The 12,984-nt window shown below is 65.4% G+C and carries 14 protein-coding genes; 5 read left to right on the top strand and 9 right to left on the bottom strand.

The features are described from left to right. The first annotated feature begins 13 nt into the window (after positions 1 to 13). Together QA635_RS18725 and sigJ are read left to right on the top strand one after the other, a co-directional pair. Positions 14 to 535 carry a hypothetical protein gene (locus QA635_RS18725; protein WP_283070931.1) on the top strand — a complete coding sequence of 174 codons (522 nt, stop codon included), beginning with the start codon at positions 14 to 16 and terminating at the stop codon, positions 533 to 535. Continuing rightward, the gene (gene sigJ, locus QA635_RS18720) at positions 513 to 1,397 is read left to right on the top strand and encodes an RNA polymerase sigma factor SigJ (RefSeq protein ID WP_283070930.1); all 885 of its coding nucleotides are present in this window, start codon (positions 513 to 515) and stop codon (positions 1,395 to 1,397) included. The genes QA635_RS18725 and sigJ overlap by 23 nt, the downstream gene beginning before the upstream one ends. 8 nt (positions 1,398 to 1,405) lie before the next feature. Here the strand turns inward: sigJ and QA635_RS18715 are convergent, their stop codons facing one another. From QA635_RS18715 to QA635_RS18685, 7 genes are all read right to left on the bottom strand, one after another. Then, a complete protein-coding gene (locus QA635_RS18715) occupies positions 1,406 to 2,362 on the bottom strand; it encodes a 2-hydroxyacid dehydrogenase (protein WP_283070928.1) in 957 nt (318 codons plus the stop codon). A 155-nt stretch (positions 2,363 to 2,517) separates the two neighbouring features. Beyond that, positions 2,518 to 3,210: a 50S ribosomal protein L1 gene (gene rplA / locus QA635_RS18710; protein WP_018272150.1), complete on the bottom strand. Its 693-nt coding sequence runs from the start codon at positions 3,208 to 3,210 to the stop codon at positions 2,518 to 2,520. 6 nt (positions 3,211 to 3,216) lie between these two features. Beyond that, a complete protein-coding gene (gene rplK / locus QA635_RS18705) occupies positions 3,217 to 3,645 on the bottom strand; it encodes a 50S ribosomal protein L11 (protein WP_016840552.1) in 429 nt (142 codons plus the stop codon). 130 nt (positions 3,646 to 3,775) lie between these two features. Beyond that, positions 3,776 to 4,309, bottom strand: coding sequence for a transcription termination/antitermination protein NusG (gene nusG / locus QA635_RS18700; protein WP_021081670.1), 534 nt, complete (start codon positions 4,307 to 4,309; stop codon positions 3,776 to 3,778). A 20-nt stretch (positions 4,310 to 4,329) separates the two neighbouring features. Beyond that, positions 4,330 to 4,521, bottom strand: coding sequence for a preprotein translocase subunit SecE (gene secE, locus QA635_RS18695; protein ID WP_028335448.1), 192 nt, complete (start codon positions 4,519 to 4,521; stop codon positions 4,330 to 4,332). 337 nt (positions 4,522 to 4,858) lie between these two features. Then, positions 4,859 to 6,196, bottom strand: a complete 1,338-nt coding sequence (locus QA635_RS18690) for an ATP-binding protein (protein ID WP_283070927.1) — start codon at positions 6,194 to 6,196, stop codon at positions 4,859 to 4,861. Then, positions 6,193 to 6,939 (bottom strand): response regulator, encoded by a 747-nt coding sequence (locus QA635_RS18685; protein ID WP_225160344.1) that lies wholly within the window; start codon positions 6,937 to 6,939, stop codon positions 6,193 to 6,195. The genes QA635_RS18690 and QA635_RS18685 overlap by 4 nt, the downstream gene beginning before the upstream one ends. 204 nt (positions 6,940 to 7,143) lie before the next feature. Between QA635_RS18685 and QA635_RS18680 the strand changes: the two genes are divergently transcribed. Beyond that, positions 7,144 to 7,977, top strand: a complete 834-nt coding sequence (locus tag QA635_RS18680) for a DUF3313 domain-containing protein (RefSeq protein WP_283070925.1) — start codon at positions 7,144 to 7,146, stop codon at positions 7,975 to 7,977. A 5-nt stretch (positions 7,978 to 7,982) separates the two neighbouring features. Here the strand turns inward: QA635_RS18680 and QA635_RS18675 are convergent, their stop codons facing one another. Together QA635_RS18675 and QA635_RS18670 are read right to left on the bottom strand one after the other, a co-directional pair. Beyond that, on the bottom strand, positions 7,983 to 9,596 hold the full coding sequence (locus QA635_RS18675; RefSeq protein WP_283070923.1) for an acyl-CoA synthetase: 1,614 nt from the start codon (positions 9,594 to 9,596) through the stop codon (positions 7,983 to 7,985). 63 nt (positions 9,597 to 9,659) lie between these two features. After that, positions 9,660 to 10,424 (bottom strand): FadR/GntR family transcriptional regulator, encoded by a 765-nt coding sequence (locus QA635_RS18670; protein ID WP_018272155.1) that lies wholly within the window; start codon positions 10,422 to 10,424, stop codon positions 9,660 to 9,662. Positions 10,425 to 10,608: 184 nt separating this feature from the next. Here QA635_RS18670 and QA635_RS18665 point away from each other — a divergent pair, with 184 nt between their 5' ends. Further along, complete coding sequence (locus QA635_RS18665; RefSeq protein WP_018272156.1) at positions 10,609 to 11,814, top strand: ABC transporter substrate-binding protein; 1,206 nt, start codon at positions 10,609 to 10,611, stop codon at positions 11,812 to 11,814. Positions 11,815 to 12,095: 281 nt separating this feature from the next. After that, the gene (locus QA635_RS18660; protein ID WP_283070920.1) at positions 12,096 to 12,851 is read left to right on the top strand and encodes a hypothetical protein; all 756 of its coding nucleotides are present in this window, start codon (positions 12,096 to 12,098) and stop codon (positions 12,849 to 12,851) included. Positions 12,852 to 12,984: the final 133 nt, after the last annotated feature.

Raw genomic sequence — 12,984 nt, 5'->3', positions numbered from 1 at the left:
CATCGCGCGCCGCATGCTGCGCGCCTATTCCAGGCGCTACGGCTACGACACCACCTATCTCGAGATCATGCTGAAGGAATCGCCCGCCGCGTTCTTCAAATTCGCCGGCGCGATGAAGGCCGCCGCCTACCGCGCGGTCGCGCCGGTTGAGGCCTTCTATGCCGCCAAGCTGACCGGCGCCCTGGCAGAAGATTGCGGCCCCTGTGCGCAACTGGTCGTGGACATGGCGATCGGAGCCGGAATGGTGGAACAGCAGGTCACCGCCGTGCTCCGTCGTGACGTTGCCGCCATGACCGCGGACACCGCGCTCGGCTTCCACTTCGCGGAGGCAATCGTGCAGCGCTCGACCGACGATGACGCCTGCCGCGACGCCGTTCGCGCGCGCTGGGGCGAAAAAGGCGTGATCGACCTCGCCATGGCCCTACAAATCGGCCGCATCTTCCCCATGATGAAGCTGGCGCTGGGATATGCCAGGGAGTGTCGCCGCGTGACCGTGGCCGGCCATCAGATCGATGTCATCAAGCAGGCTGCCTGAGCGCGACCCGCTGGCTCCGTATCGGGCGCGGCTAACCGGGCTTGCCTATCGCATGCTCGGCAGCCGCGGCGATGCCGACGATGTGGTCCAGGACGCCTGGCTGCGGTTCGCCGCGGCGGACGACGTTCGCAATCCCGAGGCGTTCCTCGTCACCGTGGTGACCCGGCTTTGTCTTGACCGGCTGAAGAGCGCCCGCGCCCAGCGCGAGGTCTATGTCGGTGCCTGGTTGCCCGAGCCGGTGTTCGACGAGGCGCTGTCGGCCGAGGCGGCGACCGAACTCGCCGACGATCTCTCCTTTGCGCTGATGCTGGCGCTCGACGCCCTGACGCCGCTCGAGCGCGCCGCGTTCCTGCTGCACGACGTGTTCGACCGGCCGTTCGCGGAAGTCGCCCGCACCCTCGAGCGGAGCGAGGCGGCCTGCCGGCAGCTCGCCGCGCGCGCCCGCCGATCGGTCCGCGACAACCGCCCTGTTCCCGTCGAGCCACCCGAAGGCCACGCACGGCTGCTGACGGCATTCTGCAAGGCCGCGGCCAGCGGCGACGTCTCCGCCCTCGCCAACCTGCTGCGCGAGGATGCCATCGCGATCACCGACGGCGGCGGCCGCAAGCTGGCGGCGCTGAAGCCGATCAAGGGGGCAGAGAAGATCGTCCGCTTCATCATCGGCATCGCCGGCAAGAACGCCGGCAGCGAGGTTCGCGTCGAACCGATGATGGTCAATGGCGGCGCGGGCGCGCTGGTCTTCCTCGATGGCGAAGTCGACCACACGCTGAGCATGGCGATCGACGGCGAGACCGGCCGGATCGCGGCGATCTACATCGTCCGCAACCCGGACAAGCTGCGCCACGCGCCGCGCCGGAGCTGAAGCTCCGGTCAGGACGTCATCGCCACCGGATAGGCGAGCGGCTCGCCGGCAAAGAACGCGGCGAGATTGGCCAGCACGCAATCCTGCATGGCGACGTGCGATTCCAACGTGTGGCCGCCGAGATGCGGCGACAGCACCACGTTCGGCAAAGCGGTCAGTGCATCGGGCGCATGCGGCTCCCTGGCGAATACGTCAAGGCCGGCACCTGCGATCACGCCGTCAGTCAGCGCCGCGACCAGCGCCGTCTCGTCAATGACCGAGCCGCGCGCGATGTTGACGACGAACCCGTCGCTGCCGAGCCGGCGCAGGATGTCGGCATTGACCGCATGCTCGGTCTCGGCGCCGGCGCGCACGGCGACCAGCAGCACGCTGCACCAATCGGCGAGCGCCTCCAGCGTCGGAAAGTATTGATAGGGCACGTCGTGCTTCGAGCGGCTGAAATAGCCGACCTCGGTCTCGAAGGCCGCGACGCGGGCGGCGATCTTGCGGCCGATCTCGCCCATGCCGTAGACGCCGACCTTGCGGCCGCGCATGCCGGCCTGCGGCCGCATCATCGGCGACGGCTTTGCACCGGCCCAGTCGCCGCTCCGGACGTAATTGTCAGCCACCAGCAGCCGCCGCACCGACGCCAGCATCAAGGTCACCGCCGTGTCGGCAACGGAGGCCGCATTGGCCCCCGGGCTGTGGCCGACCGCGATGCCGCGCCTGGCGGCCGCGGCGAGATCGACGCCGTCATAGCCGGTGCCGTAGCAGACGATCGCGCCGAGCTTCGGCAGCATGTCCATGGCCTCCGTGCCGAGCGCCGTGCCGCCCGCGGTGATCATGGCGCTGATATCGGCGAGCTCGGCCGCCGGGAACGCTTCGTCCAATCGTTTGCCCGCCGCGTTTAGCAGCTCATAGCGCTCGCCGAAGCGGATCAGCTGGGCCTTGGGAAAGCGTGAATAAACCAGGACCTTATCGGGCATTGTTCTTCTTTCCTGCGAGAGGCTTCAGATCTTTGTCTTGGCGCGCTTTCTTCACGCGAACCGGTAGCCACTTCGCTTGAAAACGCCTTGGCAAAACAAAGGGCGGAACCGGTTGCCCGGTCCCGCCCCTCTTTATCTCGTCACGGCCAAGGATCTCAGCCGAGGATCGTGCCCGGCTCGACCTTCACGCCCGGGCCCATGGTGGAGGAAACCGCCACGCGCTGGATGTAGGTGCCCTTGGAGCCCGCCGGCTTCGCCTTGGAGACCGCATCCGCGAGCGCCTTGACGTTCTCGACCAGCTTGTCCTCGGAGAACGAGGCCTTGCCGATGCCGGCCTGCACGATGCCGGCCTTCTCGACGCGGAACTCGACCGAGCCGCCCTTGGCACCCTTCACGGCGTTGGTGACGTCCATGGTCACGGTGCCGATCTTCGGGTTCGGCATCATGCCGCGCGGACCGAGCACCTTACCGAGGCGGCCGACCAGGGGCATCATGTCGGGCGTGGCGATACAACGATCGAAATCGATCGCGCCGCCCTGCACCTTCTCGACCAGGTCTTCGGCACCGACGACGTCGGCACCGGCGGCCTTGGCTTCCTCAGCCTTGGCGCCGCGCGCGAACACGCCGACGCGCAGCGTCCGGCCGGTTCCGTTCGGCAGGTTGACGACGCCGCGGACCATCTGGTCGGCGTGGCGCGGGTCGACGCCGAGATTGATCGCGATCTCGATCGTCTCGTCGAACTTCGACTTGGCGCGCTCCTTGACCATCTTGATGGCATCCGCGAGCGGATAGAGCTTCTCGCGATCGACGCCCTCGCGGGCCTTCTTCAAACGCTTTCCGATTGACATGGCCCGTTACCCCGCAACTTCCAGACCCATCGAACGGGCAGAGCCCTCGACCATCTTCATGGCCGATTCGATGGTGTCGCAATTCAAGTCCTTCATCTTCTTCTCGGCGATCTCGCGCACCTGCGCCTTGGTCACCTGGCCGGCCTTGTCACGGCCCGGCGCCTTCGATCCGGACTGGATCTTGGCGGCCTGCTTGAGGAAGTAGGACATCGGAGGGGTCTTCATCTCGAAGGTGAAGGACCGGTCCGCATAGATGGTGATGATCACCGGGATCGGGGTGTTCTTCTCTTCCTTCTGGGTCTGCGCGTTGAACGCCTTGCAGAACTCCATGATGTTGAGGCCGCGCTGACCAAGCGCGGGACCGATCGGGGGCGAAGGATTCGCCGCACCGGCCGGGACCTGAAGCTTCAGGTATCCGGTCACTTTCTTTGCCATTTATCACTCCTGTTGTGCCGGACGGGCCGGCGGTTTCAGGTTCCGTGGTTCGGTTGAAGGGGCTGGCGACCGCCTCCTCCCTCCCACGGCCTCTCGACTTGACGCGAGGCATATACCCCGCGCCGTCCGGTCAGACCACCTTTTCGACCTGACCGAATTCCAGTTCCACGGGCGTCGCGCGGCCGAAGATCGACACCGCGACCTTCACGCGCGAGCGCGCCTCGTCGATTTCTTCCACCACACCGGAGAACGAGGCGAACGGGCCGTCGGCCACGCGCACGTTCTCGCCGATTTCGAACGACACCGACGCCTTCGGACGCTCCACACCCTCCTGCACCTGGTGCAGGATCCGCATCGCCTCCGCTTCCGAGATCGGCATCGGCTTGTTTTCCGCGCCGAGGAAGCCGGTCACCTTCGGGGTGTTCTTGATCAGATGGAACGCCTCGTCGGTCAGCTTCATCTTCACCAGCACATAGCCCGGGAAGAACTTGCGCTCGGCGTCGATCTTGCGGCCGCGGCGCACCTCTGTGACCTTCTCGGTCGGCACTAGAATCTGCTCGAACAGTTCTTCCAGCCCACGCTGCTTGGCCTGCTCGCGGATCGATTCCTGAACCTTCTTCTCGAAGTTCGAATAGGCGTGGACGATGTACCAGCGCTTGTCCATCAATTGAGTTCCCATGCTCATCAGTGGATGCCCAGTATCAGGGTAATCAGATAGCGGATGATCTGATCTGCGGCGAAGAAGAAGACCGAGGCCAGCGCCACCATCACGAACACCATGATGGTGGTGATGGTCGTCTCGCGGCGCGTCGGCCAGGTGACCTTGGCGGTCTCCGAGCGCACTTCCTGCAGGAATTTGAACGGGCTGAAAGCCATCGTGAGATCCGCGTCCGTTACCGGACGATTGCAACGTTTCAAGGAATCCGAACAGCCGACCTTACGGACCCAGCCCTCGTTAGGAAGGTTGAGCCGATAAACGAGCTCGAATGTTCGGGGAATTAGGCCGCGCCGGATATCCGCCATCTAAGCGGGCCGGCTGCGAGTGCCGGGTATCTACTGCGAGACCGGCCAAACGTCAAGATCGGCGGGGTCCGGTCCGGCGCCCGCCCGGTTCGGGCAGATCGGGCATTCGTCTCTCCAAATCAAGGGCTTAGCCGGCGCACTGCGATCCCCTGGCGTCCTGGCGCGATCGGCGTCGTTCGTCTCGCCTCCTCTAGGCCAGGCCGGGTTTTGGCGGCAGCAGCATCGATACGAGCAGTCCGCTCGGCTCCCGCAGCCTCAACGCGATGCTGCCGCCATGACGCTTGGCAATATCCTGCGCGATCGACAGCCCCAGCCCGAAGCCCCCCTCCTGCCGGGCGCTGTCGGCCTTGAAGAAGGGCTCGAACACCTTGTCGTGCAGCGCCGGCGGAATGCCCGGACCGTCGTCGGCCACCTCGATCTCGATGTGGCCGGCCTCCATGGGGCGAAGCGTCACCGCGACCTTGCTGCCGTGCTTGACCGCATTCTCCACGATATTGGTGACGGCGCGCGACAGCGCGCGGGGCCGGCAGGCATAAGGCAGACGCGCCGGCCCGGCATAGGATACCGCGTGGCCCATGTCGGCGAAGTCCGAACAGATGGTCTGCAGGAAGCTCGGCAGGTCGATGAACGACGCCGCCTCCGAGCGGGCATCCTCGCGCAGATACTCCAGGGTCTCGTTGATCATGCGCGTCATCTTGGCGATATCGCCCAGCATCGCCGGGCGCAGGGTGTCGTCGCCGACGCGCTCGGTACGCAGCCTGAGCCGGGTCAGCGGCGTCCGCAGGTCATGACTGATGGCGGCGAGCATGCGGGTGCGGTCGTCGAGCAGCGCTGCGATACGCGTGCGCATGTCGTTCAGCGCGTCGGCGACCTGGGCGATCTCGAGCGGACCGCGCCGGCGCAGCACCTCGGGAGCCCGCGGCGAGCGGCCGAACGAGGTCGCGGCACGCGCGACGTCGGCCAGCGGCGCGATCACCCAACGCACCGCGTAGACCGACAGCAGCAGCATCGAGATCAGCACGATGATCGTCCCCCCGGCCAGCGGGCGGAGCAAAGTGGACCAAAGGCCGCCTTTGACCGCAACGTCGGCCATCAGCGCGTGGCCATCGTCGAGTCTCACGATCACCTGTGACGACGAGCCTGCGGGATGGCGCAGATCCTCCATCAATTCAATTCCGGGCTCGGCAGCGAGTTGCCGGAACGCTCGCATGGAAAACGACCGCGTCTCTGCGGCTGTTCGAGGCACCAGTTCGCCCAAGGCGACGCGCCTGACGTCGAGACCGCCGCGCCTGGCTGCGGCCAGCAGTTCATCCGCGTCTGCCGGCGTCTTCGTGGAACGCACAAGCTGCGTGAGCTCCGCGACCCGCCCGGCCAGAAACTTCTGCGTGTCGGTGATCGAGGGAGAATCGAACAGATAGATGATGGTCACCGCCGCGAGCGTGATGCCGATCAGTTCCGAGAGCGCGACGAGGCTCATGAGTTGCGCAGCGACGCTGCGCGGCATCAGCCGCTGCGCCCATCCCATCATATCTGCTCGACCGCAGGCGTGAAGAGGTAGCCGCCGAGCCGCACCGTCTTGATCATCGAGCGGTCCTTCGGATCCGGTTCGATCTTCTGCCTGATGCGGCTGATATGAACGTCGACGCTGCGCTCGACTGAGGCGATCAGGCCGCCGAAGGCCTGCTCGATCAATTGCTCGCGTGACAGCACCTGCCCAGGATTGCGGCAGAACGCCAGCAGCAGATCGAACTCGGCACCGGTCAGCGTGATCCGGACGCCCGCGGGGTCATGCAGCTCACGGGTAGTGGGGTTGATGCGCCATCCAGCAAAGGTCAGCGGACGCGGCCGTGACCGCGACGAGGCGCCGCTCTCGACGCGGCGCAGCAGCGCCCGGATGCGGGCGACCAGTTCGCGCGAATTGAACGGCTTGGTGACGTAGTCATCGGCACCGAGCTCGAGGCCGAGGATGCGGTCGATGTCCTCGCCCCGCGCGGTGACCATGATGATCGGAATCGAAGACGACATGCGCAGGCGCCGGCAGATGCTCAGCCCATCCTCGCCCGGCAGCATCACGTCGAGTACGACGAGATCAAAGCTCTCGCGCTTGAGCAGCGCATCCATCTCCACGGCCGAGCCGACCAGCACCGGTCGGAAGCCGTTGTCCTCAAGCACCTCGGCCAGCATGCGCGCGATATCGGCATCGTCCTCGACGCAGAGGATGCGTGCGTTGGTGACGGGGAAAGCCACGAGGTCGTATTCCAGGATTTGCATCACGGCATTTTAGAGGCCTCGGCCCCGGATGCGCAGTGCGCAAATATAGCGTTTTGTTAAGCCTGCACGGCCAAATGTGGCTCAAATAGGTCGCGCGGTTTCGCGAGCTACATCTGACTTAATATCTCTTAATCCCGACCCCGGCGGCCCCGCCCTATCGTGACGTCCGATCGTTCGTGGGGTGAGCGGTCGTTCGAGGGGTACATGAGAATCGAATTTCTGCCGGGCGCTGCGGTTGTGGTGGCGTTGTTGTCGGGCTGTGCCAGCGCACCGATGACGCGGGGCGGGTCATTGGCATCCTACGACAATCTCACGCCGTCCGACGGAGTGCTGGCGAAATCGCTGGTTCGCGTCAACAAGGACGAGGTCCTCGCCGCGAAGACGGTGCGGATCGTCCCGACGACCTTCTCGCAGACAGCGTCGCCGACGCTGTCCCAGGAGCAGCGGCACCTGGTGGCCAACGCGATCGATCGTTCGCTGTGCGTCGGCCTGAGCGAGCGGCTTCAGGTCGTTGGTGCCGATCAGCCTGCGGATCTGTCCGTGCACGCGCTTGTCACCCAGGCGGCGCCCACCGACGAGGTCGCGGCGGGCACTTCCAAGGTGGTTAGCTTCCTGCCGAGCGCGCTCGGCGCGGGCGTGCCGGTGCCGGTGCCGCGGTTGCCGGTCGGGCTTGGCAGCCTGACCGTCGAAGCCGAGGTGCGCGATCAGGCCAGCCGCCAGCAGGCGGCGATGATCTGGGCCCGCGGGGCGAATTCGTTCACCAACTCGCCGATGGTCTCGAGCGCCGGTGACGCCTACGATCTCGCCCCTTCCTTCAGCGACGATTTCAGCAAGCTCGTCGTCACCGGCGCGACGCCATTCGGAAAGGCGCCGGAGCTGCCATCGTTCGACAAGATTGGCGCAACGCTCGGCGGCAAGCCGAAATACGCGGCCTGCGAGGCGTTCGGCCGCAGTCCCGGCCTGGTCGGAATGGCCGCCGGCAAGCTTGGCTTGCCGCCGGAATGGTCGGACAAGGCGCCGGCGACAGCTGGCCAATAGACAGCCTAGCCGGCGAAGCTCTTCTGCACCGCCTGGTCGAGCGTGGCGCCGCCGACATAGCGCTGGCGCAGCTCGCGCTTGAGCAGCTTGCCGCTCGGATTCTTCGGCAAGGCATCCACGAAAATGACCTGCTTCGGCACCTTGAAATGGGCCATCGACGCCGCGCAATGCTTGATGACGGCGTCGGCATCGAGGCTCTGGCCGGCCTTGACCACGACGATCGCGGTCACCGCCTCGATCCAGCGCGGATCAGGCAGCCCGACCACCGCGACCTCCGACACCGAAGGCAGGCGATAGATCATCTCCTCGACCTCGCGGCTCGCGACATTCTCGCCGCCGCTCTTGATCATGTCCTTCACGCGATCGACGACGGTGATGTAGCCGTCGGCATCGACGGTCGCGAGATCGCCGGAATGAAACCAGCCGCCGGCGAACGCGGCCGCAGTCTTGACCGGATCGTTGTAATAGCCTGACAACAGATGCGGCGAGCGATGCACGATCTCGCCGACCTCCCCCACCCCGACGTCGGTCATATCAGGCCTGACCACCCGCGTCTCGACATTGATCGCGGGCTTGCCGGCCGAGCCTGCCTTCGGCAGCTGGTCCTCCGGCGTCAGCACGGTCGCGAGCGGCGCGATCTCGGTCTGGCCGTAGAAATTCCAGAACTTCACCTCGGGCAGCCGGCGCTGCAACTCGAGCAGCACCTCGACCGGCATGATCGAGGCGCCGTAGTAGCCCTTGCGCAGGGTCGACAGATCGGTGCGGTCGAATGCGCCCGAGCGCAGCATCGCGATCCAGATCGTCGGCGGCGCGAAGAACGAATTGATCTTGTGGGCCGCGATCAGCGCCAGCACATTGTCGGGCACCGGCTTGCCGGTAATGAGGCTGGTGGCGCCGAGATAGATCGCGGGCCCCAGGAAAACGTCGAGCTGCGCGCAGTGATAGAGCGGCAGCGCGTGCAGCACCGTGTCGTCCGTCGCCATGCCGCCGTCGATGATGCAGCTGACATACTGCCACATGACGGCTTCATGGGTAAGGATCGCGCCCTTCGGCAGCGACTCGGTGCCGCTGGTGTAGATGATCTGCGCGGGATCGCGGCTGTCCACCGATACCTCCGGCGCGGAGGCGTCGCCGTGCAACAGGGTATCGAACGTCGTGATGCCTTCGGGCGCGGTGGCCGGGTCCTCGCCCGGCAGCCAGATCAGGGTCTCGACCGCCGAGCCCTTGGCGGCCGCAGCGTGCGCCGTCTCCACGAAATCGGGGCCGGCCGCGAGCAGCTTGGCGCCGGAATTGGCGAGGATGAAATTGATCTCGTCCGGATTGAGCATGAAGTTGATCGGCACCAGGATGGCGCCGATCCGCGCCGCCGCGAAACGCAGCGCGGCGAAGCCGTGCGAGTTGCGCGACAGCACCGCGACGCGATCGCCCTTCGCAACGCCAAGCGCGAGCAAGCCTCGCCCGAGCCGATTGCAGATCGCGTCCATCTCCGCAAAGCTCCAGCTCACCTCGCCGCAGATCAGCGCGGTCTTGCCGGGGTAGCGCTTCGCCGACCGGCGCAACAAATCGCCGATGCTGTGCTCGCGGGCGCGCTGGATGGTTGCTGCGATGTCTCCGCTCATTTGTCCCTCCCGAATGTGCTTGTTGTCGTTCTCTTGTTTCGTCTTGTCTTGGCCCCGCCGTCGCTATTGCCGCGCGGCGTAAGCGTGTTCCATGTAGGTGTGCTCGACCGAGCGATCGAGCGAGGCGATCTTCTCGAAGCCGCGCCGCCAGTCCTGCAGGTGCCGCCGCGTCCACAGCACGCCGGCCTCCTTGTCGCGCCGCTTGATCGCGTCGAGCAGATGATGGTGCGCCTCGACCAGCCGCGCGCCGCCCTCAGGCACGCCGCCCACGATCATCTCGGTGGTCGGAAAGAACAGTTGCGCGGCGGGCTCGCGCGCCAGCTGCAGCACGCGGTTCTGCGAAGCCTTGGCCATCAGCACATGGAATTCCGCATCGAGCTCGGCAAGCGCCGCGGGATTGCCGACGACAGCTGCGCTGCGCTCGAGATTGCCGGCGAGCTCGGCGATGTTCTCCTCGGTCGCGCGCTCCACCGCGCCCTCGACGCTCGCGACCTCCAGCGTCATCGAGGTCTCGAACAATTCGCGGAACGTCACCTCATGCAGGATCAGCGCGCGGGACAGTCGCGTCGCGAGCTTGTTGTAGCGCGGCAGGCAGGCCTGCAGCCGGCGGCTGGAATCGCGGCGGATCAGCCCGCCCTCCTCGAGCACGCGAATGCCCTCGCGCACCGTCGAGCGGTTGACGCCGAACTGCGCAACCAGCTGCTGCTCGGTGCCGATCGGCTCGCCCGGCTTGATCCGGCCGTTGATGATCTCGCGTTCGATCGCGTCGGCGACCTTCTGATAGGCCGGCGCGACATCGATACGCCGGAACAGCGGCGTGGTGGGCATCTTCAGCTCCCCCGGACCCCGATTGTTGTTTGTCGGACAAAAGATAGGCGAAGGCCCTTAGGGCGTCAAACGGGCAATATTCGGCCTGATTGTCGCACCCGGGCGGTCGGAATTGACACCGGAACCGGGCAAATCTAACTTTGTCGGACAAACTGATAAGAACACCTCGGGGAGGCACACCATCATGAAATCCATCGTCACGAGTCTGTCCGCCGCCGGCCTGATCGCGGCTGTGCTGGCAGGGCCGGCGCTCGCGCAGCAGGCGCCGCTCAAGATCGGCGTGCTCACGGATTTCCAGTCGGTCTATTCGGACATCGGCGGCGCCGGCAATGTCGAGGCCACAAAGATGGCGATCGAGGAGTTCGGCGGGTCGATGTTCGGCAAGCCGATCGAGCTCGTCACCGCCGACGCTCTCAACAAGGCCGACGTCGCCGCCACCATCACCCGCAAATGGTACGAGGCCGAGAATGTCGACATGATCATCGACATGCCGACCTCGGCGACCGCGCTCGCCGGCATGGAGATGTCGAAGCAGTTCGAGAAGATCATGATCGTGACGGATGCGGCGAGTTCCGACATCACCGGCAAGTCCTGCTCGCCCTACACGCTGCACTGGACCTACGACACCTACGCCAACGCCCACACCGTCGGCAGCGCAATCGTGAAGAACGGCGGCGACACCTGGTTCTTCATCACCGCCGACTATCTGTTCGGCCATTCGATCGAGCGCGACACCGGCGACGTGGTCCGCGCCGCCGGCGGCAAGGTGCTCGGCAGCGCGCGGCATCCGCTCAACACGCCGGACTTCTCGTCCTTCCTGCTGCAAGCGCAGGCCTCGAAGGCCAAGATCATCGGCATGGCCAATGGCGGCGCCGACACCATCAACACCATCAAGCAGGCCTCCGAATTCGGCATCGTCGCGGGCGGGCAGAACCTCGCCGGCATCGTGATGTTCATCTCGGATATCCACAGCCTCGGGCTGAAGCTCGCGCAGGGCCTGATCATCACCGAAGCCTACTACTGGGATCTCAACGACCGCACCCGCGCCTTCGGCAAGCGCTTCTTCGAGCGCATGAAGCGGATGCCGACGATGAACCAGGCCGCAACCTACAGCGCCACCCTGCACTACCTCAACGCGGTGAAGGCCGCCGGCACCAAGGAGACCAAGCCGGTGCTGGCCAAGATGCGCGCGACCCCGGTGCGCGACGCCTTCACCGACAACGGCGTGGTGCGCGAGGACGGCCGCATGGTGCACTCGATGTTCCTGTTCGAGGTCAAGAAGCCCGAGGAATCGAAGGCGCCGTGGGATTACTACAAGGTGCTCGCCGAAGTGCCCGGCGACCAGGCGTTCCGGCCGCTGAAGGACGGCGGCTGCCCGCTCATCAAGTAGGCGAACAGGATCATGGCCGGGGTCCGGGACCTCGGCCAAGGCATTAAAATTGTTGATTAAAAGCTGGCAGGAGTGGCAGGGCTCGAACCTGCGACCCCCGGTTTTGGAGGACGGGCGGCGGCATCGCGCTTGATGCCGCCCCGTGATGATTGGTCACGCATGTCAGCAGGTTACGAGCGTTGGGCCGCTCTGTTGATCCTCGCTCGTATCACTCCGTTTGGTTATGTTTGGGTCCTGAGTTGGGTCCCGAATCAAGATGACAACCGACGCTGGAATCCGCGATGGCTCGTGATCAACGTATTGCCGACCGGCAATCGCGGCAGCGGCGCCGGAACCAGATTGCCGCAATCATAGGAACTGAAGCCATCGGCAGTGCCGCTGGAGCTTCATCAGCCGCCGCAGACGGAGCTGCAACTTCCGAGGCAGTCGGCAGCGCCGGCAATATTCGCGGCGAAGGTGATCCTCGCAGCTCGGCGGTCGGCGTCGGTCAGGCCGGTGCTATGATGGTGGGCTTCTCGCGAGAGCCGGACCGAGGCTTCGCTGAATCCTTCGGCTTTGCTGGGGGGAATTCATCCGCTGCTGCGCAGGGCGTCGCCACGATCACCGTTCGCGTTGGCACCCCCGATGCAGTCGACGCGCTTTGGGAGAACGTCAGGGCGCAACGGGCACTGATGCAGGTCGTCTTGCAATCACGACCGGTCGGGCCTGGCCACAACCAGGGACCTGAATTCGCTCCGACGGCCGCGCAGGATATGCTCGAGGCAGACCGTCTCGTCGCGTTGCTGTCGGAAGAAGGACCGCGCAACCAAGCTGGGGCCCGTGAAATTTTGGAGGCCGCGAGGTCGGCAGCGAATAGGGCCGAGAGGGGCAAGACCGCGATGAGCGCTTTCGCGCTCGGTGTACTCGCCGGAGCTGGCCAATTCGTCGGGAACAAAGGCCTCGAGGCCCTTGCAGGCACGCCCTGGTTCAAGGCCTTTTACGCTCAGCTCGCCGATCTGGCCGCGGCGGCCATCGCTTGGGTTCAGGCAATCCTCTAGACCCTTGCGGCCCGTCGCGATGACGGACGGGCTCGTTTTCGCTTGGCTCCGATCAAGCAGAAGCGGCCAATCCGCCGACAAGACGCTTGCCTACATGGCTTAATGAACCAAAAAAAATGCATAATGGGCACTT

The sequence above is a fragment of the Bradyrhizobium brasilense genome (assembly GCF_029714345.1).
Lineage (GTDB): Bacteria > Pseudomonadota > Alphaproteobacteria > Rhizobiales > Xanthobacteraceae > Bradyrhizobium > Bradyrhizobium australafricanum.
The sequence above is the reverse complement of the archived record's forward strand: the minus strand, read 5'-3'. Positions and strand labels throughout refer to the sequence as shown.